General features: G+C 65.9%; 13 protein-coding genes. 2 read left to right on the top strand and 11 right to left on the bottom strand.

The features are described from left to right. Positions 1 to 376: 376 nt before the first annotated feature. From PDM28_RS00900 to glnA, 10 genes are all read right to left on the bottom strand, one after another. A complete protein-coding gene (locus PDM28_RS00900) occupies positions 377 to 733 on the bottom strand; it encodes a hypothetical protein (RefSeq protein ID WP_311183425.1) in 357 nt (118 codons plus the stop codon). 980 nt (positions 734 to 1,713) lie between these two features. Next, positions 1,714 to 1,857 (bottom strand): hypothetical protein, encoded by a 144-nt coding sequence (locus tag PDM28_RS00895; RefSeq protein WP_311183424.1) that lies wholly within the window; start codon positions 1,855 to 1,857, stop codon positions 1,714 to 1,716. A gap of 53 nt (positions 1,858 to 1,910) precedes the next feature. Continuing rightward, positions 1,911 to 2,147, bottom strand: a complete 237-nt coding sequence (locus PDM28_RS00890) for a hypothetical protein (protein WP_311183423.1) — start codon at positions 2,145 to 2,147, stop codon at positions 1,911 to 1,913. Between the two features lie 119 nt (positions 2,148 to 2,266). Further along, positions 2,267 to 2,611 (bottom strand): hypothetical protein, encoded by a 345-nt coding sequence (locus PDM28_RS00885; RefSeq protein WP_311183422.1) that lies wholly within the window; start codon positions 2,609 to 2,611, stop codon positions 2,267 to 2,269. Between the two features lie 217 nt (positions 2,612 to 2,828). Further along, positions 2,829 to 2,918, bottom strand: a complete 90-nt coding sequence (locus tag PDM28_RS19255; protein ID WP_425507680.1) for a DUF596 domain-containing protein — start codon at positions 2,916 to 2,918, stop codon at positions 2,829 to 2,831. 453 nt (positions 2,919 to 3,371) lie between these two features. Next, positions 3,372 to 18,251: a hemagglutinin repeat-containing protein gene (locus PDM28_RS00880; RefSeq protein ID WP_311183421.1), complete on the bottom strand. Its 14,880-nt coding sequence runs from the start codon at positions 18,249 to 18,251 to the stop codon at positions 3,372 to 3,374. Positions 18,252 to 18,319: 68 nt separating this feature from the next. Next, positions 18,320 to 20,050: a ShlB/FhaC/HecB family hemolysin secretion/activation protein gene (locus PDM28_RS00875; RefSeq protein ID WP_425507622.1), complete on the bottom strand. Its 1,731-nt coding sequence runs from the start codon at positions 20,048 to 20,050 to the stop codon at positions 18,320 to 18,322. Between the two features lie 242 nt (positions 20,051 to 20,292). After that, the gene (locus PDM28_RS00870) at positions 20,293 to 21,723 is read right to left on the bottom strand and encodes an ammonium transporter (protein ID WP_311183420.1); all 1,431 of its coding nucleotides are present in this window, start codon (positions 21,721 to 21,723) and stop codon (positions 20,293 to 20,295) included. A gap of 18 nt (positions 21,724 to 21,741) precedes the next feature. After that, on the bottom strand, positions 21,742 to 22,080 hold the full coding sequence (locus PDM28_RS00865; RefSeq protein WP_070207933.1) for a P-II family nitrogen regulator: 339 nt from the start codon (positions 22,078 to 22,080) through the stop codon (positions 21,742 to 21,744). Positions 22,081 to 22,330: 250 nt separating this feature from the next. After that, positions 22,331 to 23,740 carry a type I glutamate--ammonia ligase gene (gene glnA, locus PDM28_RS00860; protein WP_102947218.1) on the bottom strand — a complete coding sequence of 470 codons (1,410 nt, stop codon included), beginning with the start codon at positions 23,738 to 23,740 and terminating at the stop codon, positions 22,331 to 22,333. A 234-nt stretch (positions 23,741 to 23,974) separates the two neighbouring features. On the opposite strand from glnA, the gene PDM28_RS00855 reads away from it, so the two are divergent. Together PDM28_RS00855 and PDM28_RS00850 are read left to right on the top strand one after the other, a co-directional pair. Continuing rightward, positions 23,975 to 24,769 carry an undecaprenyl-diphosphate phosphatase gene (locus PDM28_RS00855; protein WP_070207927.1) on the top strand — a complete coding sequence of 265 codons (795 nt, stop codon included), beginning with the start codon at positions 23,975 to 23,977 and terminating at the stop codon, positions 24,767 to 24,769. A 20-nt stretch (positions 24,770 to 24,789) separates the two neighbouring features. Continuing rightward, positions 24,790 to 25,626: an META domain-containing protein gene (locus tag PDM28_RS00850; protein ID WP_311183419.1), complete on the top strand. Its 837-nt coding sequence runs from the start codon at positions 24,790 to 24,792 to the stop codon at positions 25,624 to 25,626. A gap of 78 nt (positions 25,627 to 25,704) precedes the next feature. On the opposite strand, the gene PDM28_RS00845 is transcribed toward PDM28_RS00850, so the two are convergent. Beyond that, a complete protein-coding gene (locus PDM28_RS00845; protein ID WP_102947220.1) occupies positions 25,705 to 26,316 on the bottom strand; it encodes a YbhB/YbcL family Raf kinase inhibitor-like protein in 612 nt (203 codons plus the stop codon). Between the last annotated feature and the right edge of the window lie 7 nt (positions 26,317 to 26,323).

The raw sequence follows: 26,323 nt of genomic DNA, 5'->3' as shown, positions 1-26,323 counted from the left end.
GCAGTGACAGTGTGGCAACTATCCCCGCCAGTCGAACCCAGTCGCCGTATGGAGCGGATAGTAGTTCTGCCGCCAGTCTCGAGCGTCGATTCCAATGGGAATAGGCTGAGACCGATTCCACCAGAAGGCAGAGCAACCATAGGGAATGATAGAGCCATTCCAAAAGCGTTCGTTTGGCCTCACCCATTTCGATCCCGTAACTCTTCAAATCAGCACCGCATTCTCGCACCGAACCAGCTCCGTACTGACAGCCGACCCGGCGAGCAGGCCGATCGCGAACAGGGCAGATTGTGCGCCATAGCGTCAATGGGTAGAGCCACGCCCTGCTTGGCTGGATCCTGCCAAGCGCTGCACTCCAAGCCCTACGCCAGTTCAACTAGGACCACGCGAACGAAAGGCTCCAGAGCAGCATTCCCCAACCGAAAAGCGCCGCCAGCAACTCAGCAGGCGCCGTGCGGCGCCTGGTTCCGATTCGAACGATCACTGCAACGGTCAGCAGAAGGACCGCAAGATGTGCGGACCAGAATACTGCGGCGTGGTAGCTCACAAAACTGGTTGCATGCATCCCGTAGAAGGTCGGATCGCGAAACGCCGCTCGATTCAGGTTGACAAGCAGCAGGTAGCAGATTGAGACGACCCAAAGCAGCAGGTGCAGCCAATCGGCAGCCTTGAGACTCACTCGGACAAACGCGTTCGTCAATCTTCTCGCCCCAGCAGTCGCCATGGTTTTCATGGCGGCTTCAGTAGAATTTGCGCCAGAATCTAGCCTGCATCACGAGGGCAGCCCACAGGCGATGCCATGTAGGGCGGACCTTGCCCGAGACAACGTACACCGATGACTGCCCGCCTCGGCCTCGGTCATGCAGTCAAGGTCCTGAACAGGGTCGCGTCCGCTCAGCCCCCAGGCATTGGGACGACGATGCGTAGCCCGTACTCGTCCCTGACCGCGCATGGCGACATGCCATGGGGTGCCGCCCACTCCAATCACGCGCACCTACCCGCTGTCAGCTTTCGCCGCAAGCGGGGCCATATGAAAGCGTAAAGGAGGCCCGACAGCAGACCTATGATGGCAAAAGCCGCAAATCGTCTTGGCGCCCGCTCAAGCCAGAAGTTGCTGCTTGTCCAGATGTTACTCCACGCGTCACGCGCAAACGCACCCTCAACTACTAGCCAAGCGAGCGCCGCACAAAAGGCACCCAACGCGACATGACGAAACTTCACGTTAGGTAGCAAAGCATCAACAAAGAGAATGGCTGGGAAGCCAAGAACAACGCCAAATGCAGCTGCCACCATGCCTGTGATTAAAGAAAAGCAGACTGTCTCAAGTGCCGTCCCTATATTGATGCTCAGTGGCAGGCCAATCAGGAGCGAACCACAGATTCCGGTGCTAAGCCCAACCGCTAGAATCTTCGAAAACGCAATACGTTGGTTCACTGGAAGACCTCTATCAATTTTACCTGCGGATCCCGACTACTCATGCACTTCTCCCTTGATGGAAAGTCGCTCCACGGCCACTGAAAATCGTCAACCTGGGAATCTATGTCGCAAGTGTTGGGCGCCCACACAGTCATCAGCCCGGAACCGGAATTGCTGAACGGACTGCAGCCTGTACCCCACCCGCTGTTGGACACGGAAAACCCACCGTACCCGTCAGGCACCACCTGACGGATCACGAACCCAGGATCAAGCGCATGCGCGCCGGGTAACGTGCATTTACAGAAACTGACTGATCTGCGTGTCCTGAACGCCCCACCGGGAGATGAGGTTGATGTTTTTTCTAATCAGGGTCAGGTCTTGGCCGGCGACCACCTTCGCGACAGGCAGCATTTCAAGCAATGATCGAAGCTCGGTGAACACTGAGCCTGCCTCCGTGCGCGCTAGGTAAGACCCGGCGCCGTGGCCCCAACCAACTACTGGTCCAGGTTTTGCTCCTCTTCGCTCTTCTTCGCCAACTCAATCGCGTCTAGCCAGTCCGTCCACATCGCAGGATCATTGGGAGTGCCGTCACCCCACAGGAAGCTAGAGATGGAACTCATTACATCAGCGAGCGAGTCGGCGCCACCACCTCTGTCGTAATACCTTTCAAGGAAAATGACCATCGCGCTATAGCCAATTTCAGGGGTTATTGAATCATTGGTACTCAGCATTGTCACCGCTTTGCTTGTGCTGGTTCAACAGGAGAGGAAAAGCCTGTTTCTGGATGATGGACCACGGGGCAGCCGCCGTTGGCGATGAGGGTGTTTCCGCCGCACGCGTTAGAAGGTGGTCATTCCGCATCAACCGGCCATTCGAGTCCTTCACTGAACTTCCCATGCCAGAACCGGCGCGAGTATTCATCGTCCCGATCCATATGGTAGACCAGGCCTTCAAGCCTGTCCCCCAAAGGGAAGTCAAACTTGTACTTCGCGGCAGACAGATTCTCCAGCAAGGATCGAAGCTCGTCGAACTTCAAACCTGCGCCTTCGTAACTAGACAATCCGATTTCCTTGATCAGCTCCGCCGCTCGCGACTCACAGAACATCAGCGCTCGCCGAATGTTGCCACTGACTCTCCTGTACTCATCTAGATCATGTTCAACTCCATACCATAGATCCCTCACTTCTTGCTTCATCGTTGCTGGACCTGCTGCGGCTTGGCAGCTTTGAGCTGCCCGTGCCCATCTATGTCGCGATTGGTGCTGGCCAGGTTGACGCTTCCACCACCCTGGATGAGGAGGTCTTGCGCTGGGCAACAACGCATCAACGCAGGCAGTTGGCGCGGTCATTCAATGCTGAGAAATCCCAGATGATCTTTGGATCATCAGGAGGAAGCATCGTCAACCTCTCAATCTATGTCCAAGTCTCTTGGCCGTCGGAAGCACTCCAGACGATTCCCGCTGGAGCGCTAACCAGAAACCACAGCCCCATGTCTTCGTCCAGTTTATGTTTCCTATTCGGCCAACGAGCCGGAGACTCTGCAATTGCTCCTCCAACTCACCATCAAGGCACTGCCCGTCTAAAGCCAGCTTTATGTTTTTCTGGTTTGCACAAATGCCTCGAGGGTTATCCCCGGATGAAGGAGAAGTTGTAGATAAATGGCGCCCATGCGAGCAGCGCGAATACAACCTCTACAACTCGTTCCTTCTTCCAACGCGTCGCCCTGACAATGATCAAAATTGTCTGTATTAGTAGGAGCACGACCCCAAACTGCATTGCTTGTATTACAAGCTCCGGCTTAAGGTCATAGAGCTCAAAGAGTCCGAGCGCCCCTGACGTGTATCGGTTGTATGCGACCGCTCCAAAAAGTGTGGCACACACCAACCATCCAACGTAGTACAGAATGTTCAGCAGCATTCGCATGGAGTCCCCGCTATGTGAGATTGAACGTGCATGTCACCTCGTTGGCAAGTTGTTTAGCTTGGACCAGTCGACCACCGGCACGGGAGCAGTAATCGGCTTCCTACCTATTCCGTAGATCCCATCAATCACCGGGTTCACAGTGTTGTTTGGTGTACGCAATACGCAGTTCTCCCACTTTCCGCACTCTGGAACAGGACTGTTCACCAGTCCAACTGGCCACCCACCGTTCAGCAATTGCATTGCTCCAGAAAGGATTTCCTTCTGGTACTGCTCGCTCTCATAGGCGGTCATCGTTTTTGCCATTTCTGCAACGTACTCCGCATCGCGCCTTGGCTGACCGTTGGTGCTGGAAGCCGCCGCATAGAGCGCATTAGCGTAGTTGATGAAGGCTTCTTTGTTGGAGTATGGATTGTCCGGTTCCTTGCCGAACAGGGAAGCCAGAAGGTGGCCCTTTTCCGGGCCAAAATGCTCACCCTTTTCATTCACGTGCGCAAAGGAGTCCCCAAACGCGTGGAGTGCGCGCTGCGTCTTTTTGTCCTTGAGCAGCTCCCGCTTCTTGATCGGATCGTTCTCATACTCCTTCATCTTTGCCAGGATGCTGGCAACCACTCCGGCCAGTTCCTCCTGATCGGCCTTCACTTTAACCGGGTCTTTCTGTCCGTTCAGAAGATGATCGGTCTTCTGAGGCATCACTGGTACGGTTCCCAGCATCACATTGGCCAAAGTGATTGCGTTTCTGTAGTCAGTGTCAGGTGACCACGCCGCAAGCGCGATTGCCTTAGCGTCATTCTCGTTGAAGCCTGCCAAATAGAGGATGGTCGCCATGGTGGAGTAGTGCCCAACTTCGCCCCAATTGTTGTCGACGGCGTTCTTTGCTGCAGTGCCTCCTGCGGCTGCACTTAGCAGTCCATTCTGGAATGAGCCAACTAGCGCCCCCCCAATGCCCGCGATGGAGCTCACCGTTTCCTGTTCGCTGGCTGTTAGATCCTTGCTGTCCTTGCCGAACAGGAACTTGGCGATGGAAGGTGCGGCGGCTTCAGCTCCGCCTGCTGCCAATGCGCCGAGCAGCGTATTGTCTCCACCTGCTGATGCCACCGCCGCGCCCAGCAGGGCGTGCGCTAGCAAATGTGTGGCGCTACCTTCTTCGCCCCTGTTGCCATTGTCCATTTCGTTTCTAGCGGCGTTCTCCTTGAAATATTGACCAATCTGGTAGGAGATAGACGGGGCAAGTGTACCCGCCGCAATCTGGCCGGCACTACCCGACGAGGCGGCCATGCCGCCCGTGATGGCGCCTACCAAGACTCCAACCTTTTGCAGCCTCTCTATCTCATGGTTTGCATTCACCGCGATCGCGAGTAGCTGACCTTGCTGCTCAGCTGTCATAGAGTCTCTGGTTGCCGGATCGTCCAGCAACTTCTGCGCTTCATCGCCACGCGCTTTCACTACGTCGATGGATGCATTGATGTCAGCCCGTATCCGCATCCCCGCATCCACCACGGTACCCGTCGCCTGCGCCATCGCCCGCTGCTCCTGCAGCATCTTCTGCAGGTCCGGGAGCGTCTCAAGCGCCTGGTGCGCAGTACTGGCGTTGGTGTTCACGCCCAGGTCCCCAGCGCTGACCGTCTTGCCGCCAATGGTGATGTTGCCGCCGGTAAGCGTGGCGGAGGTTGTGGAGCCGTCGTGGCCGCTCTCGGACATGGGAATGCCCGGACTGAACGAGGTATTGTTGACGGCCCCGTACTCGCCATTGGCGATGGTGTGGCCGATGTCCTTCATCTGGCCGGCAGCGTTCGGCGCCGCAACCGGATTGCCTGCGGCATCAGTTGCCGCGTTCCCGGTGAATCCGAAGCCGCCGCTGACGCCGGCCGAACTGGCCCGGTAATCCATCTCGTTTCTGAGATCGCTGAAGGCGAAGCTCTCGGCGGTCAGCTCGCTGTTGGCCGCGTTGGTGCTGGCGATGGCGCCGCCCACCAGGTTCACGTGGCTGGCGTCGACGTGGTAACCGCCGTCACCGGCAAACAGGCCGGACTGTTGGCCGACACCCTTGTAGCTGCCGTTGGCCTTGGCGGCGCTGGCGTAGCCGCTGGCGTCCCACGCCGTGCCAAACGAAACCTGCACGCGGCCACCTACCTGGCTTTCCTTGGACATGCTCTCGGCGATGTCCTGGAGCGACTCGATGGTCAGCGTACCGCCAGTCTTCACGTCGATCCGGTCGGCCGTGGCTGTGGCGCCACGCAGGGTGGTGTCCCCTTCCGCCTTCAGCGAGATGCTGCTGCCGGCCAGCGTGGTGTTCTGCCAGGTGCTGCTCTCGGCGTTGGACTTGCTGCTGCCTACGCTGGCCTCGGCGTACACGTACACACCGGTCTGCGCGCCCACGGACACGCCCACGCCGACTTCTGCACCGGCGTTGTTGCTCTTGCTGCTGTTCTGCAGGTTGGCCTGGCCGGCCTCGAGCAGGATGTCGCGCGCCGAGTCCAGCGTCAGCGTGTTGCCGGCGCTCAGGTTGCCCTGCACCACGTGGATGTCACCGCTGGTGCTGGTCAGGTTGACGTTGCCGCCGCCTTGGATGGTGGAACCGCGCGAGACCGTGCTGCTGCCATCAGCGCTGCTGCTGGAGGATTTGAAGCCGATGCCGGCTTCGGCACTGAACAGGGAGGCGCCGCCCCCCTTGGCCGCGCTGGCGATGGCGCTGCCTGCCTGGTAGGCGTTGGCGCCCGCCGCCATGCCCTGCATCGCCTGCAGTCTTCCGTCGGACTGGCGGGCGGCATCAACGTTGTTGATCAGATCAATAAACGGCGACTTGACCCGCGCGAACACACCAATCTTCAGGTCCTTGTCGCTCTGCGAGTTGTAGCCGCTCTCATCCGCGGTGAGCAGCTCGATCTCTGCAGCGGTGATGTTGACGTCCTGCGCGGCCACTACGTTGCTGGCCACCTGCGTGTACTTTCCACCTGCACCCAGGTTCACATTGCCGCCCAGACTGCCGATGGTACTGGCCACCTGCGAGACCATGCCGCTGTCATCTTCATGCTGCTGGCGATGCCAGCCAGCGAACTTCTCGGTGTCGGAGATCTGCACCGTGCCGATCGCCTTGCTGTCGGCGGTGTTGGCATTGCTGACGGTGTCCTGGCCGCTCTGCACGGTCAGGTTGCCGGCGGCGCGGATGGTGACGTCCTTCTCTGCAGCGATGTTGGCAGCGGTGAGCGTGATGTCGCCTTCAGTGGTGGCCATGCGCACGCCGCCGCCCACGGAGAGTTGGGTGCCGGTGATGGTGTCGCTCTGGCCGGTGCCCTCGCTGCGCGAGTTGTTGGTACCGACCGGCAGGCCACTGGTATTGGTGGCCAGTCCCCAGCCCTTGCCGCTGCTCTGGCTGGTGCTGGACTCGGTGTTGTGGGCCACGTCGAACACGATGTCCTTGGTGGCCAGCAGCAGCGCATCGCCTTCGGCCGAGAGCTGGGCGCCCTGGCTGGTGATGGAGCCGCCATTGGCGATCAGGGTCATGTCGCCGCCTGCACTCAGCTGGGCTACCCGGGCGTCGCTGGTGGAGTGGGTCTGGTTGCCGCTGGCGCGCTGGCTACCCGCAGTGACCACCGCCACCGACACCGCTGCCATCGTCCCTGACGCCATACCCTCGGCGTTGCGCGTGATGTCGCCCATGATCGAGCCACTGTCGGCCATGCCGTCGGTGGTGGAGTCGCGGGCGCTGCGGTAGGCCTTGGTCGGGTCGTAGGTGACGCCCATCGAGAAGCCGCTGGACTTGCTGGACTGGCTGCTCTGCGTGTCCACCGTGTCCTGGCGGGCGATGAGGTTGATGTCCTTGCCGATCAGGGTCAGGTCCTGGCCGGCGGCCACGTCGGAGGCGGCGATGGTGAGCTGGTTGCCGGCATTGAGCTGGACATTGCCGTTCATGGAGCCCATTGCCGAGCCCACCTGGGTAGTGGACTGGCTGGCGCTTTCATTGTTGCTGCGCGAGCTGTTGTACCCCACCGAGGCCACGCCATTTGCGAAGCCGCCGGTGATGCCCGACTTCTTCTGGCTGAAGCTGCTGGCTTCACTCAGGGTGTCCTGCGCGGACTCGATGGTGATGTTGTTCACCGCGGCAATGCGCAGGTCGTTGTCGGCCAGCACGGTGGAGCCGGTGATGGAGACGTCGTTGCCCGCGATGATGTCCACGGTCTTGCCGCCCACGCTGGAGCCGACCGCGTAGCTGGCCGCGCTCTGCTCGTGGGTGGTGGTGGTGGTGCTGGAGAGCGTCTTCTTCTTTCGGGTGGTTTCGTCCACCACCAGGTCGTGGGTCTCCTGGGTGGTGGTCAGGGCGACATTTCGGCCAGCCGAGAGCACCACGCCGCCGTCGCTGCTGTCCACCGTGGTGGACTGCAGGGTGAGGTCGCGTCCGGCCTGCAGGGCCACGCCTTCGCCACCACTCAGCTGGTTGCCCAGCACCCAGCCACTCGCGGCGGTCACTTCGCGCGAATGGTTTTTGCTCTTCGCCCCGCTCTCGAAGCTCTGGGTGTCGACCACGGCGACGCTGTTGATGTCACGGCCGGCCTGGGCGACCAGGGCGTTGGCGGCCGAGACGTTGGCGGCGGCAAGGTTCAGGTCGCGGCCTGCGTTCAGGACCACATCGCCGGCACCGGTGATGGTGGTGCCGATATGGGTCACTTGGCTCTGGCTGGTGAAGTTGCGCGCGTCGTGGGTCAGCGAGACGCTGCGCTGCTCGGTGACCGAAGTCAGGTTGATGTCGCCACCGGCGACGACGGCGGTCAGGCCGTCGGTACCGGCATTGGCCAGCTGCGCGGCGCGCAGCTCGACATTGCCCCCGGCGTTGACGCTGAGCACGCCGGCGCCGTCCTTGTTGGTTACATACAGGCCGGCCACGCGGTCCAGCGTGGTGGTCTGCTGGTGCAGAATGTCGCCCTTGTCGCTCCACTGGCGGGTGGTGGAGGCAACGGTGATGTCGCCGCCGGCCTTCAGTGCGAGCACGTCGGTTGCGGTGACGGTGCTGCCGATGATGTCGATGTTGCCGCTGGCCTTCAGGCCGACCTGCTGGCCGCTGATCTGGCCACCGCCGATGTTGCGGATGTTGCCGGCGTCGATGCTGACCAGCTGACGGCCGGCGATGTCGCCGTTGTTGACCAGATCGCCACGCAGCTTGATATCGATGTCGGCACCGGCCAGCAGCGCACCGTTGCTGTCGAGGTCGCCCGGCATCACGCGCAGGTACACCTGCGGCACCAGCGCGCGGGTGACCGAGCCGTCGGCCAGGGTGACGTCCTGTTCTACCAGCCAGACGATGTCGCTGGTGAGGCGCGCCATCTGCTCGGCGGTGAGCGCCACGCCGGGGCGCAGGCCCCAGGCACCGGCCACGGTGGCACCGGCTTCGAGCAGCGCGCGGTACTGGTCTTCGTCGCTGGCGTATCCGTCCAGGAAGCGGCGGCCGGTGAGTTCGCCGATCTGCTCGCGCACGAGCTTCTGCTCGTAGAAGCCGTCGCCGAGGCGCTTCTGGGTCTGGGTGGGCTCGAACCCGGCACGCTGCAGCAGGTAGTCGGAGCTGAGCCAGCTGCGGTAGTTGGCGAACTTCGGGTCGGTCTCGACCAGATAATTGCCACGGTTGGCGTCCACGTTGAACAGGCTGGCGCTGGGCGCACTGGCGTTCGGAGTGGCGGTCACCACCACGTGCGGGTCATCGCCGGCGGCGGCGACGGCCTGCTTGCGGTCCAAGGCCGCGTTGCCGCCACTGCCGTTGCTGCTGCCCGCCTGCACGGCCGCTGGGCCGTTGGCCGTGGCCTGACCTGCTTGCGCGGCGCTGATGTCCTGTGCACCGCCGCTGCCGGGGCCGGCCGAACCAACCTGTCCCGGGCCCTGCCCAGTCGCGGTGTCGGCCAGCTGCGCGCCCGCGCTGCCTGGGCCCTGCACGACGGTGCCGTTTTCGCCCTGGGCCGCAGACGCCGCGCCCGGTCCCTGCGCGCTCACCGGACCCGCACCCTGGCCGGCGCTCTGGCCGGGGCCCTGTACGGCACCGGCGCCCGGACCCACCGAGCCTGCACCAGGGCCGCCGGTGTTGAGGTTGGAGGTACCGCTGCCGTTGCCTACGCTGGGACCACTGCTGCCGACGTTCTCGTTGCGCAGGTTGCCCACGTCGATGGTGAGCTTGCCGCCGGCGGTGATTTCGGTGCCGAGAACACCCAGGGTCTGGGTGATCGGCGCGGCGCTCCAGCGGCTGGATGAGCCACCGTACGTGTAGGACACGTTGTTGAAGCTGTCGGTGCGCTCCAGCGTGCGCGATCGGTTGATCACCGACGACGTCGCGACGTTCAGCCCCCGGATGCTGAAGTCGCGACCGGCAGCGATGCTGGCGTACTCGTTGAGCAGCGCGTCGGTGGCGATGTTGATGTTGCCGCCAGCGGTGATCACCGCCTCGGCGCCGGCCGAGACCAGCACGTCTTCCACCGTGGTGCGGGTCGCCACGCGGCGCTGTTCGTTGCCGCTGGTCTCCTCTGGGTGGCGCTGCATGTTGATCAGCATCGCGTCCGGATTGTCGTAGTCCGGATAGGTGATCAGCTGCACGCAGTTGGTGGTGCAGGTGCCGTACGCGTTGTTGTAGCTGAGCGTGTCCGATTCATAGCGGAATGCCGGGCTGCCCGGCTGGCTCGCGGAGAGGTCGCGGAACGGATCTTCGGCGCCGGCACCGAGCTGGTCGGGGTTGTTGCGGTTGTCGGAACGGCCCACGTAGTAGATCACCACGGTGCCGTCCTGGACGGTCAGGCGCGAGCGCTCCCCGCGTGCCCCGTACAGGCCGCCGCGCGCGAAGTAGTAGGCGCTGGTGTTGGCGGTCAGGCGCACCACGGCGCGGCGGATCTGCTGGCCGTCGGGCGTGATGTAGGCGCTGTCTTCCAGGATGTCGTCCGGGTTGAGGTAGTAGACCTCGTTGGGCTGGAAGTTGGAGGTGTTGCGCAGGGCGCCGGTGTTGTTGCCGTTCTTGAACCAGCCCGGCTGGTTCAGCGTGACAGGGCCGTACTGGGTGGTCTTCTGCTCCACCACCACGTTCTCGCGGATGTTGTTCACCGCCAGCGCGTTGATGTCCAGGTTGCCGGCGATGTCGATGGTGGCGCTGAGGTTGTCGATGCGCTGCGCGGTGCCTACGGCATTCAAGCCGCTCAGCCCGCCGCCGATGAAGGCATCGCCGTCGCTGAAGATCAGGCTCTGGCCGCGGTTGGTCAGCACGCCCACGCCCAGGTCCAGTCGCTGGCGCGCGGCGATGGTGGCCGAGCGCTCCACGCCGCCGACATTCTCGGCAACGTTGTTGAGGGTGCCGGCATTGATCGCGATGCGGTCGCCATAGATGCGGCCGGTGCCGACATTGGTCAGCGTGCCCGCGTCGATATGGGTGGTGTGGCCGTCCAGCAGGCCACGGTTGACCAGCTCGCCGGCGGCGACCAGGCGGGTCAGCCCGACGCTGCTGATTTCGCCGGTGGCCGCGTTATGGATGTTGCCGGCGCTGATGTTGACCCCGGCACCCTGCAGCTTGCCCTGGTTGTCCAGGTTGCCCTGGATGGCGAGGGTGAGCGTGCCATTGGCGGCCAGCTCGCTGGTGTTGGTGTAGCTCTGGCGCAGCTCCAGGGTCATGTCGCCCTGCGAGAGCAGCCTGCCGTTGCCGGTGATCTCGCGGGTGCGGATGATCTGTTTGCTGCCGGCCACCAGCGTGCCGCCTGCGTTGGCGATGCTGTCGGCGTTGATCTCGGAGGTCTGGGCGGCGGACACCTGGCCGCCCGTGTTGTTCAAGAGACCGCCGAGCTGCAGCTTCAGGTTGTCGGCCAGGACCTGGCCCTGCTGGTTGTCCAGGCTGCCCGTGGTCACCTGCAGCTGCTTGCCCTGCAGGCCCAGTGCCGGGCCGTTGGGCGCGCTGAGGGTATTGCGGTTGTCGATGCTGGCGGCCTGCACGGTGAGCGTTCCGGCGGCGGCGACCAGCCCGCTGCGGTTGTCCAGCGCGCCCGGCAACGCGATGTCGGCGTTGCGGCCGACGCTGATGGCACCACCGACGTTGCCCAGCGTCTGTGCGTGCAGGGTAAGGTCGCCCGCCCCCTGCAGCGAGCCGCCACCGGAATTGTCCACGCTGCTGGCGTTGACCGTGATGGTCCCCTTGCCGAACACGGCACCGGCGCGGTTGTCGAAGGCGCCGCTGGTGATGTCCAGGGTGCCACTGCTGTTGATGCCATTGCCGTTGGAATTCGTGTTGAGCAGCGCCTGCCCAGCGGTGTCGATGCGCAGGTTGCCGGCCGACTGCAGCAGGCCGCCGCTGTTGTCGAGCAGGCCGGTGTGCAGCGTGTTGGCGCCGCTCAGGCTGGCGACGGTGCCGGCGCGGTTGTCGAGCGCCAGGCCACGGGTGTCGAGGTCGATGCTGCCGGCAATGACCCGGCCGGCCTGGTTGTTCATGCCGGCGGCGTCCAGCTCCAGCGCGGCACCGGCCTGGATCAGGCCGGCGGCGTTGTTGAGCTGGGTGGCCGTGTCGAGCTGCAGGGCGGCACCGGCGGCGAGGATGCCCGCCGCGTTGTTCACGACGCCTGCCGTGATGTCGGCATCGCCGCCCGCGTTGATCGTGCCCTGCGCGCTGTTGTCGAGCAGGCCGTCCACGGTGACGGTCAGCGCGGCGGTGCCGTCGCTGTGGACGATGCCGGCGCGGTTGTCGATGCTGGCGGCGGTGACCGTGGTGGTACCGCCGGTGAGGATGCGCCCGCCCCGGTTCTCAAGGGCGCCGCCGATGCCCAGCTGGCTGCTGGCGGTGCCGGCGGCCTGCACGGTGCCCTGGTTGTTGAGCAGCTGGGCCGCATGCAGGTCCAGCGCGCCATTGGTGGCCACGGTGCCGGCGGTGTTGTCCAACCGGCCACGCACGTTGAGTACCAGCGCATCGGTACCGGCGGCGGTCAGGCTGCCACCGGCGGTGACCAGCTCACCGGTCTGCACGTTGATGCGTTGTGCGGCGGTGGTGCCATTGCGCAGGTCGGTGGTTTCGCCCACCAGTTGCAGGCTGCCATTACTGAGCAGCTTGCCGCCCTCGCCGTTGAGGGTGTGGGCGTTGATCGCAAGGGTGCCGGTGCCGGAGTGCTGCACGATGCCGCCGGCATTGCCCAGCGTCGCCGCGGTGACCTGCAGGTCGCCGTTGCTGGCCAGGGTGCCACCGGCGCCGTTGTCCAGGGTGCCCTGCACGGCAATCGCGCTGGCCCCGGTGCCGCCGGACAGCACGGTGCCGCCCTGGTTGTCGAAGCTGGAGGCAATGAGGTCGAGCTGGTTGGCGCTGAGGGTGGCGTCGCGGTGGTCGACGTCGCCGGCGCGCAGGGTCAGGGCCCCCGCCGTAGCGATGCTGCCCTGCTGGCCCTTCAGGCTGCCGGTCTGTACGGTCAGGCCACCTTCGCCGGCGTGGGCGATGCGGCCGGCCTCGTTGACCAGGCTGCCGCTCTGCACGTGCAGGGCATTGGCATTGCTGGCCACGGTGCCACGGCTGTTGTCGAACTGGCCGGTGACCTCGATGCGGGTATCGGCAGTGCCTGCGGAACTCAGGGTGCCGCCGACGTTGGACAGCGCGCCCGCGCTGATCTGCTGCGCGCCGTTGGCGGCAAGCGTGCCACCGTCGTTGCCGAGCGCGTCGCGCACCTGCACCACCATGGCCTGCTCACCGGTGGAGGTGAGTGTGCCACCGGCATTCTGCAGGCTGCCTGCGATGACCCGGACGTCGCGCGCGGCGGTGGTGCCGCCGCTGATATCGAGCGCTTCGCCCTGCAGGTCCAGCGCGCCGTTGCTGACGATGCGGCCTCCTGCGCCCTGCAGGGTGTTCACCTCGATCTGCAGCTGGCCGTCGCCGGCCTGTTCGATGCTGCCGCTGCGGTTGTCCAGCGTGTCCGCGCTGAGGGTGGCGTCGCCGCCGCTGGCGATCAGGCCGGCGTTGCTGTTGTCGAGCAGACCGTCCACGTGGAGGTCGGCGGCGCTGTGCAGCGTGCCGCCCTGGTTGTCGAGGCTGGCGGCGGTGATGTCGAGGTCGCCGCTGACCAGGATCTTGCCCGTGCGGTTGTCCAGCACGTTGTCGACGCTGATCTGGCTGGCGGCAGTGCCGGCGGCCTGCACGGTGCCGCCGCTGTTGAGCAGCGTGCCCGCGCGCAGGTCCAGCGCACCATTGCTGGCGAGGGTGCCGCCACTGTTGTCGAGCTGGTTGCGTGCATGCAGCACCAGCGGATCGGTGCTGGTGGCGGTGAGCGTGCCGCCCGCGGTGGTCAGGGTGCTGCTGTCGATGCGGATGCGCTGGGCCGAGGTGGTGCCGTTGCGCAGGTCGATGTTCTCGCCCTGTACGGACAGGCCACCGTTGCTGACCAGCGTGCCGCCGGCGCCATTGAGGGTGGCTGCGGTGATGTCGAGCAGGCCGGTTCCGGCCTGCTGCACGGTGCCGTCGGCGTTGCCGAAGGTCGCCGCCTCGATCACCACATCGCCATTGGTGGCGATCAGGCCGTCGTCGCCGTTGTCGAGTGCATCCGCCACGGTGAGGCGGTTGGTGCCGGTACCGGTGGCGATCAGCTTGCCGCCGCGATTGTCGAAGGACTGCGCATCCAGCGCGATCTGCGCGGCCTGCACGGTGGCGCCACGGTGATCCACCGCACCGGCCGACAGGTTCAGGGTGCCGGCGGTCACCAGGGTGCCGTCGCGGCCGTCCAGTTGCCCGGTGGTGAGCGTGAAGCCCTGCGTACCGGCATGGTTGAAGGCGCCGTGCTCGTTGCGCAGGCTGCCGGCGCTCACCGACAGTGCGGCGGCGTTGCTGGCGATCAGGCCCTTGCTGTTGTCGAGCGCGCCGCTGACCGTGATCTGGCTGTTGGCGGTACCGGCCGCGCTCAGGGTGCCCTCGCGGTTGCTTATGGACCCGGCGTCGATGCGCTGCGCACCGTTGGACGCAATGGTGCCGCCGTTGTTGGCCAGCTGGTCGCGCACCTGCAGGGACATTTCGCCGGTGCCGGTGGCACTGAGCGTGGCGTCGCTGTTGTCCAGACTGCCGGCCTGCACGGTGATGTCGGTGGCGCCTACCGCACCGTCGCGCAGGTCCAGCTCCTCGCCCTGGAGGTGCAGTGCGTCGCTGGCAACGATGCTGCCCTTCGCATTGCGCATCGAGGCGGTCTCGATGCGCAGGTCGCCATTGCCGGAGATGGCGCCGGCGGTGTTGTCCAGCGCGTTGGTGACGCGGATCTGCGACGCGGCCTCACCGGCTGCGATCAATTTGCCGTGGTCATTGATGAAGCTGCCGGCATCGATATCCACCGTGCCATTGCTGCCCAGCGTGGCACCGCTGTTGTCCAGCAGGGTGCGGGCCTGCACTTGCAGGATGCCGCTGCCCAGCGCACTGAGCTGGCCGCCGGCGGTGACCAGCCGGTTGCTGTCGATCTGGATCTGCTGCGCCGCCGTGGTGCCATTGCGCAGGTCGAGCGTGTCGCCACGCAGGCTGAGCGCACCGTTGCTGAGCAGGGTGCCGCCGGCGCCGGACAGGGTGCTTACGTCGAGGGTGAGCGCGCCGGTACCGGCCTGCTGGATGCTGCCGCCGGCGTTGCCCAGGGTGTCGGCGCTGATCGCCAGGTCGCCATTGCTGGCCAGGCTGCCGCCGTCGCCGTTGTCGAGCGTGCCGGTCACCTGCAGCGTGTTGGCGCCGGTCCCGGTGGCGACGATGCTGCCGCCGCGGTTGTCCAGCGAGGCGGCGCTGAGGTCGAGCTGGGTGGCGGCCAGCGCGGCGCCCCGATGGTCGACCGCGCCCGCACGCAGCGTGAGCGCACCGGCGGTGCCGATCTGGCCGTCCTGGCCGTCCAGGCGGCCGGTGCTGATCGCCAGCCCGCCGGTACCGGAATGGCTGAGGGTGCCGTCGGCATTGACCAGCGCGCCGGCCTGCACCTGCATGGCCGCGCCATTGCTGGCCAGGCTGCCGCCGGTGTTGTCCAGGGTACCGACCACGCTGATGCGGGTGGCGGCGGTGCCGGCCGAGTTCAGCGCGCCGTCGCGGTTGCTCAGGGCACCGGCGTGGATCTGCTGCGCGCCGTTGGCGCTGATCGCACCACCGTCGTTGACCAGGTTGCCGCCGATGCGCAGCTGCAGCGCCTGGTCGCCGGTCGACAGCAGGCTGCCGCCGCTGTTGTCCAGCGAGGCTGCGTCGATGTGTACCTGGCGTGCGCGGGTGTTGCCCTTGTGCAGGTCCAGCGCCTGCGCCTGCAGCTGCAGCAGGCCGTTGCTGGCAATGCTGCCTTCGCCACCCTGCACGTTGCCGGCGGTGATCTGCAGGGTACCGGTGCCGGCGTGGTCGATGCTGCCGCCCGTGTTGAGCAGGCCGTCGGTATCGATGCGCAGGTCGCCGTTGCTGGACAGCATGCCGCCATCGTTCTGCAGCTGCGCGGTCGCGCGCACGGTGGTCGCGTCGGTGCCGGCGGCGATCAGCTTGCCGCCATTGTTGATCAGCGTGGTGCTGTCGATGGCGAGTGCGCCGTTGCTGCCGAGCACGCCGCCGCTGTTGTTCAGAGTGCGTGCCACCTGCAGCCGCAACACATCGGTGCTGGCCGAGGTGAGCGAGCCGCCGGCCGTGACCAGGTCGCCGGTGCGGATGTCGATGCGCTGCGCGGCGGTGGTGCCGTCGCGCAGGTCGGTGCTGTTGCCCTGCAGCGACAGGCTGCCGTTGCTGAGCAGGGTGCCGCCCGCGCCGTTCAGGGTGTGCGCGTTGATCTGCAGGCTGCCGGTGCCGGCCTGCTGGACGGTGCCGCCGGCATTGCCGAGCGTGTCCGCGCTGACGTGCAGGTCGCCGTTGCTGGCCAGCGTGCCGCCGTCGCTGTTGTCCAGGTGGTCCTGCACATGCAGGCTGCTGGCCTGCTGCCCGGTGGACAGCACGGTGCCGCCGCGGTTGTCGAAGGCGGTAGCCGAGAGGCTGACCTGGTTGGCGATCAGCTGTGCATTGCGATGGTCGGCGGTGCCCAGCAGCAGGTCGATGTTGCCGCCGGTGGCGATCGTGCCCCCGCTGCCGTCCAGACGCCCGGCACGCAGCTGCAGGCCATTGCCACCGGCATGGCTGATGCTGCCGCGGATGTTGACCAGCGCGCCGACGTCCAGGCCGAGGCTGGCTGCATTGCTGGCGATGCTGCCGTCGCTGTTGTCGAGTGTGCCGATCGACCAGCCGGTGCTGGCGGTGCCGCCATGGGCCAGCGTGCCGCTGCGGTTGAGCAGGGTCTGCGCCTGCAGTTCCACGCCCTGGGCCAGGTTGATGCGGCCACCGCTGTTGTCCAGCGTGCCCACCCTGGCGCTGGCGGCGCCCTGCACGTCGAGTGTACCGCCCACGTTGCGCAGTGCCTCGCCCTGCACCTTCAGCGTGTCCACGCCGAGCGTGCCGCCGCTGTTGTCCAGGCTGTTGCCGGCCTGCAGCTGCAGTACGCCGCTGCCGTCGATGGCGCCGCCGTCGTTGTCCAGGGTATGGGCAATGTTGAGCACGCCGGCCGCCAGTACGACCGGGGTGACCGGGGTGACCGGCGGGGTGACCGTGCCGGTACCCGGGGTCGGAGTGCCGGTTCCTGGGGTACCGCCAGCGCCCGGCGCAGGGGTGCCGCCACCGGTGCTGCCGCCACCGCTGCCTTCGCCTGGCGAGGTGCTGGCCACGGTGCCGATCCGGCCCTGCACGTTGCGGATGTCGGCGCCGGTCAGCTGCAGCGCCTGCGCGCCGACCTGCTCGATGCTGCCGGCGCGGTTGCGCAGCGCATCGGCGTTGAGTTCGATCCGGCGCGCGTTGAGCGTACCGCCGCTGTTGTCGATGTCGGCCGGGGTGTCCACGCGCAGTTCGCGCTCGGCGCTGAGCGTGCCGGCATTTGCCACGCCGCCGCTGGCGCTCACCCGGGTGTCCTGCTGGGCATGCAGGGCGCCGGTGTTCTCCAGTCGGCCGTCGGCGGTGACCACCAGTTCGCCGGCCTGCGCACCGATCTTGCCGGCGTTGCGCATGCCCACGCCGTGTTCGTTGCCGACCAGCCAGATGCGGTTGGCATACATGCCGCCCAGCGCGCCCACGTCCAGCGCGAACGCTGGCGCGGCGCTGTCGGCGGCCTGCGCGGCAACGCCGGTGTGGTCGGCACTGACCACGTTGGTGCCCAGGCTGGCCTGCAGCTGGTTGGCCCAGATGCCGGCGTTGACCTGCAGCGAGCGGGTGATGATGTCGGTGTAGTCGGCGCGGCTGGCATCCAGGCCGGCACCGGCAATGCGGATGGCACCGCCATTGACCCGGTAGCCCTCCAGCGCGCCGTTGCTGACGATCGGGCTGCCGGTGGTCAGGGTGACGCGGCTGGCGTTGAGGAAGCCGGCGCCGTCGACCTGGATGCCGGCCGGGTTGGCGATCACCACCTGCGCGCGGGCGCCGGCCACTTCGATGTAGCCGTTGAGCTGGCTGGGGTTGCTGCTGTTGACCTCATTGAGGATGACCCGCGCCGTGCCGGTGGCCAGCCACGGGTTGCCCTGCACCCACCCGCCGATCTGGGTCTGGGTGTCGGTGCGGGCGTTGTTGAGGATGGCGCCCTGCGAACCGACGTCGAACTGCTGGTACTGGTTGCGCGACACACCGGCCCGGCTGGGCGTGGTGATGTTGACCTGCGGAGTGCCGTTGGCCGAGGTGACCACGGTGGGGCGCTGCTCGGCCGGTGCATTGGGGTCTGCGATGATGCGGCCGGCATTGGGCGACTGCTGCGCGGACAGCGGCTGCACCACGCCAACCCAGCCCAGTGCCAGCCACAGTGCGAAGCTCATCGGCCGCAGCGTGGCCACGCTGTTGCCACCGCGTGCGTCGCAGCCGCCGCGTGGTGCGTTGACCAGCTCCGAAGCGACCTGCATGACACCCAACGTGCGGTTGAAGACCAGGCGGTAGACTCGATTCACGGCGTTGCTTCCTTTCAATGCGGTGTAGGGTGCGCGCGCCGGTCAGGCACGCGGCCATGCAGCTGGCGTCAGAACGAGACGCCGAGGTTCATGCCAAAAGTGGTGTAGGCGGTCTGGAAACCGTCGGGTTTGTGCAGCGGACTGCCGACGAAGCCCTCCCACTGCAGGTGGCGGGTGCCACCGCGCAGGCCCAGTGCCATGCCGGTGAGGCGGTCGCCCAGCAGGTACGCGGTAGACGGGCCGCTGACCTGCCCGTGGTCGACCGCGACGTAGCTTTCGACCCCGCCGCCGAGGGCGAACGCCAGCTCATTACGCAGCAGCCAGCCGCGCTCGCCGGTGAGCGAGACTTCGCCATCGAACCCACGCACGGTGTAGCGGCCGCCGATGGAGAAGCGGTCCTGCGGTACCAGTCGCGTACGGTTCCACTGCGCCCGCCAGCTGCCGGTGTAGCGCAGTGCCTGCTTGCCCCACTGCATCGGCACGGTGAGCTGGGCGTCGGCGGTGATGATCTTGCCGCGCGCGGTGCCCTCGCCGAAGCCCTGCTCCGGTGCTTCCAGCGCGTCGAACGCGCCGGTGCCACGCCGGTAGGCCAGGTTCGCATCGAGCGTGGCCTTGCCGATGAAGTGGCGGTGGCCCAGCCCCAGCTCCCAGCCGGCCATGCGCCGGCGCTGCACCAGGATTTCGGTGTCGTCGATGAAGTTGTCCGACTCGCGGTACCAGCCACGACCGTACATGCTGGTCTTCGCGTGGGCGTTGCGATACAGCATGCGGGTCAGGCGCAGCTCGGCGTTGCGGCTGGAGCCGCTGTATTCGTAGGTCTCGAACGCACCGGCCACGGTCTGCTGGTAGTCGTACTCGCTGGCGTTGGCGCCCAGCTGCCACCAGCCCATCGGCACGCTGTAGTGCGCGGCCCAGCTGTCGGTGCCGCGTGCGCTGCCGTTGAACACCGACTTGCCGGCGTTGAAATAAAACAGGTCGCTCAACCCGGCCAGGTTGTCCAGCGACAGCGTGGCACCGGCCTGCAGCTTGCCGGTGGAGGTGCTGCCGGCGTCGTCCAGTGTCAGGTTTAGGCGCACTGGTGCGCGCTGGCTCCAGCTGATCACCAGGTCGCTTTCGCCGGGCCGGGCCGCAGCGCCTTCCTGCGGCGGCGCTATCTGGATGTCGACCGCAGCCGTGGGCACGCGCTGCAGGTTCTCCAGCGCCTGCTCGATGTCGCGCAGGTTGAGCAGATCGCCCGGGCCAACCGACAGCGCATTCCAGAGCGCCGGAACGCGACCCTCGTCACTGGCAAATCGCACCGCATGGATGCGCCCGGGCACCACGGTGAGGGTGAGCGTGCCGGTCTTGAGATCCTGCGGCGCGGCCAGGATGCGGGTGGTGACGAAGCCGCGCGCGATGATGGCGTTCTGCACGCGCTTCATCACGATGTCCACGCCGGCGGTGCCCATGCAGCGGCCACTGGCCGGATCGTTGCGCGGTTCGGCAGCCTTCAGCGCCCAGCGGAAGCGGTCGGCGAGGTCGCCCTCCAGCACGATGTGGTCGATGGTGAAGCACGGCGATTCGTTGGCCGGCAGGCGGCCTACGGCTTCCTCAGGGGTGGCCTGGAGGCGCACGTCGGGCGTGGTTTCCTGCTGCTCGCGCAGCACACGCTCACGCTCCTGCTGGCGCAGCAGTTCCTGGTCCGAAGGCCGGGCCACCTGTGCGCCCACGGTGACCGGAACGCAGGCAATGGCGACAGCCACGGCCAAGCGCCAGCGCAGCGCATGGCTGCGGTCGATACGTCCTTGATCCCTTTTCACGCACTTCCTTGGCAGCTGAGTCTGGCGCACGCGGCGACGGGTCAGCCTGCGGCCGGAGGACTTTAATGGAAGTTGGGTCCGGAAACAGTAGGAAAATCCCCATTTCTCGCGAAAGTGAGACATCGCGGTGAAGCCTTCGGGCATGAAAAAGCCGGCGGCCCATAGGCCGCCGGCTGTGACGTCAAGATGTAACGTCGATCAACGCAAAGGTGTTGCCCGGAAAATTGTGTGATGTCGCGCGGTCAGACCTCGTAGGCAGACTCGCCATGCGAGGTGACGTCCAGGCCGGTGCGTTCGGCTTCCTCGGTCACGCGCAGGCCGAACACCATGCGCACCACCAGCAGGATCGCGACGGTGACCACGGCGCACCAGACAATGGTGAAGCCGACGCTGACGAACTGCACCCATACCTGGTGGCCGATGTCGAGGTCGGCCTTGGTGCCGCCCAGCGACTGTGCGCTGAACACACCGGTGAGCAGGGCGCCGACGATGCCGCCCACGCCGTGCACGCCGAACACGTCGGCGGTGTCGTCGACCTTGAGCAGGCGCTTCAGGCCAGTGACACCCCAGACGCAGACCACGCCGGTAACCAGGCCGATCACGATTGCGCCCAACGGGCCAACGGTGCCGCAGGCCGGGGTGATGCCGACCAGGCCGGCTACTGCGCCGGAGGCGGCGCCCAGTGCGGACGGCTTGCCCTTGCTGACCGCTTCCACCAGAGTCCAGCCGAGTACCGCGGCCGCAGTGGCGAGGATGGTGTTGATGAAGGCCAGCGAGGCCACGGTGTCGGCCGCAGCGGCCGAGCCGGCGTTGAAGCCGAACCAGCCCACCCACAGCAGCATCGCGCCGATATAGGTGAACGGCACGTTGTGCGGCTTCAGCGCGGTCTGGCCGTAGCCGATGCGCTTGCCGACGAAGTACGCCGCGACCAGGCCGGCCACGCCGGCATTGATGTGGACCACGGTGCCACCGGCGAAGTCGATCGCGCCCATCGCGCCCAGGTAGCCACCACCCCACACGATGTGCGCCATCGGGATGTAGCTCAGGGTGAACCACAGTGCCGAGAACAGCAGCACCGCCTTGAACTTGATGCGTTCGGCGAACGCGCCGACGATCAGCGCGGTGGTGATGCCGGCGAAGGTGGACTGGAACGCCACGAACAGATAGTCCGGCAGGCCCTTGATCGGGGTGTTGCCGACCGAGTCGGGCGTGAAGCCCTTGAGGAAGGCGAACTGGGTGAACGAGCCGAAGAACTGGTTGCCTTCGCTGAACACCGCGCTGTAGCCATAGGCCACCCACAGCATCAGCACCAGCGAGAACACCACCAGGATCTGGCTGAGCACCGAAAGTACATTCTTCGAGCGCACCAGGCCGCCGTAGAACAGCGCAAGACCGGGTACCACCATCAGCAGCACCAGCAGGGTGGAGGTGAGCATCCAGGCGACGTCGCCGCGATCGAAAGCGGGCGCGGCTTCTGCTTCCGCGGCGGGCGCCGGGGCCGCTTCGGGCGACGGCAGCGGTTCGACCGCGACGGTTTCGCTCGGCGCTGGCGAGACCTGTGCCTGCGCGTGCGCGGTACCACTGAGTGCACCCACCGCGAGCGCGCTGAACAGCATCAACAGGCACACGGCATGGAACCGGGCTTGCCACCCGGTGAACAAGGAAGTCTTCATTGTGGGCTCCGAGTGGGGTTAGAGCGCGTCTGCGCCGAATTCGCCGGTGCGGATCCGGATGACCTGTTCGACGGCGGTGACGAAGATCTTGCCGTCGCCGATCTTGCCGGTGCCGGCGGCGGTCTGGATCGCTTCAACCACGGCGTCCAGGCGTTCGTCGGTCACCACGGTTTCGATCTTGATCTTGGGCAGGAAATCCACGACGTATTCGGCGCCGCGATACAACTCGGTGTGGCCCTTCTGGCGGCCAAAGCCTTTTACTTCAGTCACGGTGATGCCCGACACGCCCGCATCGGAGAGGGCCTCGCGGACCTCGTCGAGCTTGAACGGCCGGATGATGGCGGAGATCAATTTCATGCGCATGCCCCGAAGATGGATGGAGCCGGTGGCCACTTGCACATGGCCGCCGGTCGTTTGCGCCGGACTGCATGGACCGCGGTGACGCGGGAGGGAGGAAGGCCCATGCTGCGCGTCCGGTCTCTCTTGCCCCTGTGGAACGGTGCTGCGTGGTGCCCGCGCGTGGCTCCCCAGCCGGTGCGCGGTGGTGCGAAAAGCGGTGGCGATGCAGAAGGTGGGAGGGAAGTCCTTCGGCATCGCCACCTGTTGCTCAGACCGCGTAGTACATCTGGTATTCCAGCGGATGGGTTGCGGCGCGGAAGCGGGTCACTTCCTGCATCTTCAGCGCGATGTAGCCGTCGATGAAGTCGTCGGTCATCACGCCGCCGGCCTTGAGGAACTCACGGTCCTTGTCCAGCGCTTCCAGCGCCTGGTCGAGGCTGGAGCAGACCTGCGGGATCAGCTTCTCTTCTTCCGGCGGCAGGTCGTACAGGTCCTTGTCGCTCGGTGCGCCCGGGTCGATCTGGTTCTTGATGCCGTCCAGGCCGGCCATCATCAACACGGTGAAGGTGAGGTAGCCGGACTGGATCGGATCGGGGAAGCGCATTTCAATGCGGCGCGCCTTCGGGTTGGAGACCCACGGAATGCGGCACGACGCGGAACGGTTGCGCGCCGAGTAGGCCAGCATGACCGGGGCTTCGAAGCCCGGCACCAGGCGCTTGTAGCTGTTGGTGCCGGAGTTGGCGAAGGCGTTGATCGCCTTGGCGTGCTTGAAGATGCCGCCGATGTACCACAGCGCCATCTGGCTCAGGCCGCCGTAGCCGTCGCCGGAGAACAGGTTGGTGCCGCCCTTGGACAGCGACTGGTGCACGTGCATGCCGCTGCCGTTGTCGCCGACGATCGGCTTGGGCATGAAGGTGGCGGTCTTGCCGTTGCGGTGGGCCACGTTCTTGATGACGTGCTTCATGCGCAGCAGTTCGTCGGCCTTCTGCACCAGGGTGCTGAACTTGGTGCCGATCTCGCACTGGCCGGCGGTGGCCACTTCGTGGTGCTGCACTTCCACTTCGATGCCGACCTGTTCCAGCACCTTGCACATTTCAGCGCGCAGGTCGTGCAGCGAGTCGGTCGGCGGCACCGGGAAGTAGCCGCCCTTCACGGCCGGACGGTAGCCGCTGTTGGCGCCGTCGTACTTGTCGCCGGTGCTCCAGGCCGCTTCTTCGGAGTCGATCTTGAAGAAGGTGTTGCCCATGTCATTGGCGAAACGGACCGAGTCGAAGATGAAGAACTCCGGCTCCGGACCGAAGAAGGCCTGCTCGGCGATGCCGGAGGACTTCAGGTAGGCTTCGGCGCGCTTGGCGATGCCGCGCGGGCAGCGGCCGTACGGCTGCATGGTGGCCGGGTCGAGGATGTCGCAGGTGATGACCAGGGTCGGATGCTGGTAGAACGGGTCGACGTAGGCGCTGGACGGATCCGGCATCAGCACCATGTCCGACTCGGCGATGCCCTTCCAGCCGGCGATCGAGCTGCCGTCGAACATCTTGCCTTCTTCGAACAGCGACGGCTCCACGATGCTGGCCGGGAAGGTGACGTGCTGCTCCACACCGCGCATGTCAACGAAACGCAGGTCGATGAACTCGATCTGGTTGTCCTTGATCAGCTTCTCAACGTTTTCCACGGACATCGGTGAAACCTCAGATGGGTGATTGCCTGTGTGGGTAGAGCAATCCCCGTGCCAACTTTCTGCGGCGCACAAGTGGTTGATTTCACACGGCCTGCACTGAACTGGCGCCTGAACGCTGCGCACCACGATGGTGCAACGGCCGCACCACGCACACATTTGGTGCGGGCATTGATGTTTTATGATCGGGACCGCCGCCGGGCACCGCCCGGCATCAACCAGAGCCCGTGCGCGCCGATGTCCGACCTGTTTTCCGCCCTGCTGTTGGGCATTCTTGAAGGCCTTACCGAATTCCTGCCGATTTCCAGCACCGGCCACCTGCTGATCGCCCAGCACTGGCTGGGCGCGCGCTCGGACTTCTTCAACATCGTGATCCAGGCCGGCGCGATCCTGGCGATCACCCTGGTGTTCCGCCAGCGCCTGTGGTCGCTGGCCACCGGCCTGCACGACCGCGCCAACCGCGACTACGTGCTGAAGCTGGGCACCGCCTTCCTGGTCACCGCCGTGGTGGGCCTGCCGGTGCGCCTGGCCGGCTGGGAGCTGCCGGAGACGGTGACCCCGATCGCCTGGGCGCTGATCATCGGCGGCATCTGGATGATCCTGGTGGAAATGCGCGCCGCGCGCCTGCCCGACCGCGACGAGGTCACCTGGAAAGTAGCCGTGCTGGTCGGCCTGGCCCAGGTGGTGGCGGGCGTGTTCCCGGGCACCTCGCGCTCGGCAGCGGCGATCTTCATCGCCATGCTGTTCGGCCTGAGCCGGCGCGCGGCGGCGACTGAGTTCGTGTTCCTGGTGGGCATTCCGACCATGTTCGCTGCCAGTGGCTACGCGTTCCTGGAACTGGCCAAGGACGGCAAGCTGGCCAGCGAGAACTGGACGGACGTGGGCGTGGCCTTCGTTGCCGCGGTCATCACCGGCTTCGTCGTAGTGAAGTGGCTGCTGGGCTACATCAAGGCGCACCGCTTCACCGCGTTCGCGTACTACCGGATCGCACTGGGCGCGGCGCTGCTGCTGTTCCTGCCTGCTGGTAACTGAAGTCCCCCAAGGAGATGTCCATGAAAACCACCCGCAACCTGATGCTGATCCTGCCGCTGGCCCTGCTGGCCGCGTGCAGCAACCCCTCCAGCCAGGCCCCCGCCGGCCCCGGCCGCGACGACCTGGCCCCGGCGCCGACTGCCGCAGCCGACCAGAAGGCCGCCGCGCAGCTGGACGTGCAGCGCCTGCAGGGCAACCACTGGGTGCTCGACAGCGCCACCGACGCCAGCGGCAAGCGCATCGACGCGCTGTTCGCGCGTGCCGACAAGCCGGTGACGCTGGACTTCATCGACGGCCGCCTGGCGGTGAGCAACACCTGCAACCGCATGGGCGGGGGCTACACCCTGGCCGACGGCTCACTGACCGTTTCGCCGATGGCCTCGACCATGATGGCCTGCACCGACAAGGCGCTGATGGCGCTGGACCAGGCGGTGGGCTCGCGGCTGGAAGGCGCGCTGAAGACCGAACTGGGTACCGAAGGCCAGCTGACCCTGCGCACCGCCAGCGGCGACGTGCTGGTGTTCACCCCGCAGCCGACGGCCGAAACCCGCTTCGGCGGTCCGGGCGAGACGGTGTTCATTGAAGTGGCCGCGCAGACCAAGCCGTGCCCGCACCCGATGATCCGCGACAAGCAGTGCCTGCAGACGCGCGAGATCCAGTTCGATGAGAACGGGATCAAGAAGGGGACGCCGGGTGCGTTCGAGAACTTCTACGACGTGATCGAGGGCTATACCCACGAAGCCGGCACGCGCAACGTGCTGCGGGTGAAGCGCTTCAACGTGGCCAACCCGCCGGCCGATGCGTCATCGAAGGCGTATGTGCTGGATATGGTCGTGGAGTCGGCTGTCGAGAAATGATGGATGGCGTGGAGCCGGCCGGCGGCCGGCACTACCGGTGAACTGCGCCGCCCGATCATTCGTCGGGCGGCGTTTTTATTACGCCAGCGCCGGATTCAACGTGTACGTGCCATGCAGCGCAGCTTCGGCAAGCACGTGGCCGTGCATCGCCTTGTGCACGTCGGCGGCGGTGAACGGGGTGGGCAGGTCCAGCGTGGCCACGTCCAGCGCGAACAGGCGGAAGAAATAGCGGTGCACGCGTTCGTCGTTGAACGGCGGGTACGGGCCGTCGTAACCCAGGTACTGCCCGGCCATGTCCGGGTTGCCGGCGAACCAGCCGGTGAAGTCGTTAAGGCCCTGGCGCGCGCCAGCCGGGCCAGCCGGCTGCGGCTTGCCTTTGGCAACGAAACCGTCGCTGCAGCTGCCTTCGGCGATGTCTCGCAGGTCGGCCGGAATGTCGGCCATCGCCCAATGCGTGAAGTCGGCGCGCGGCTGGTCGGCCGGCACGCTGCAGTCGGCGCGGCCGACCGTTTCCGGCACGGTGGGCACGTCCGGGTCGATGCACAGCAGCGCGAACGAGCGGGTGCCCTCGGGCACCTCGCTCCACGCCAGCGGCGGATTGCGGTTGGCGGCAAAGCCGTTCGCGTCGCCCGCAGCGAAGCGGCTGTCGATCGGTTCGCCATTGCGCAGATGGGTACTGGTGAGTTTCATCCGGGTC

Source organism: Stenotrophomonas aracearum (assembly GCF_031834615.1).
Lineage (GTDB): Bacteria > Pseudomonadota > Gammaproteobacteria > Xanthomonadales > Xanthomonadaceae > Stenotrophomonas > Stenotrophomonas aracearum.
This window is presented reverse-complemented; position numbering and strand designations above follow the sequence as displayed.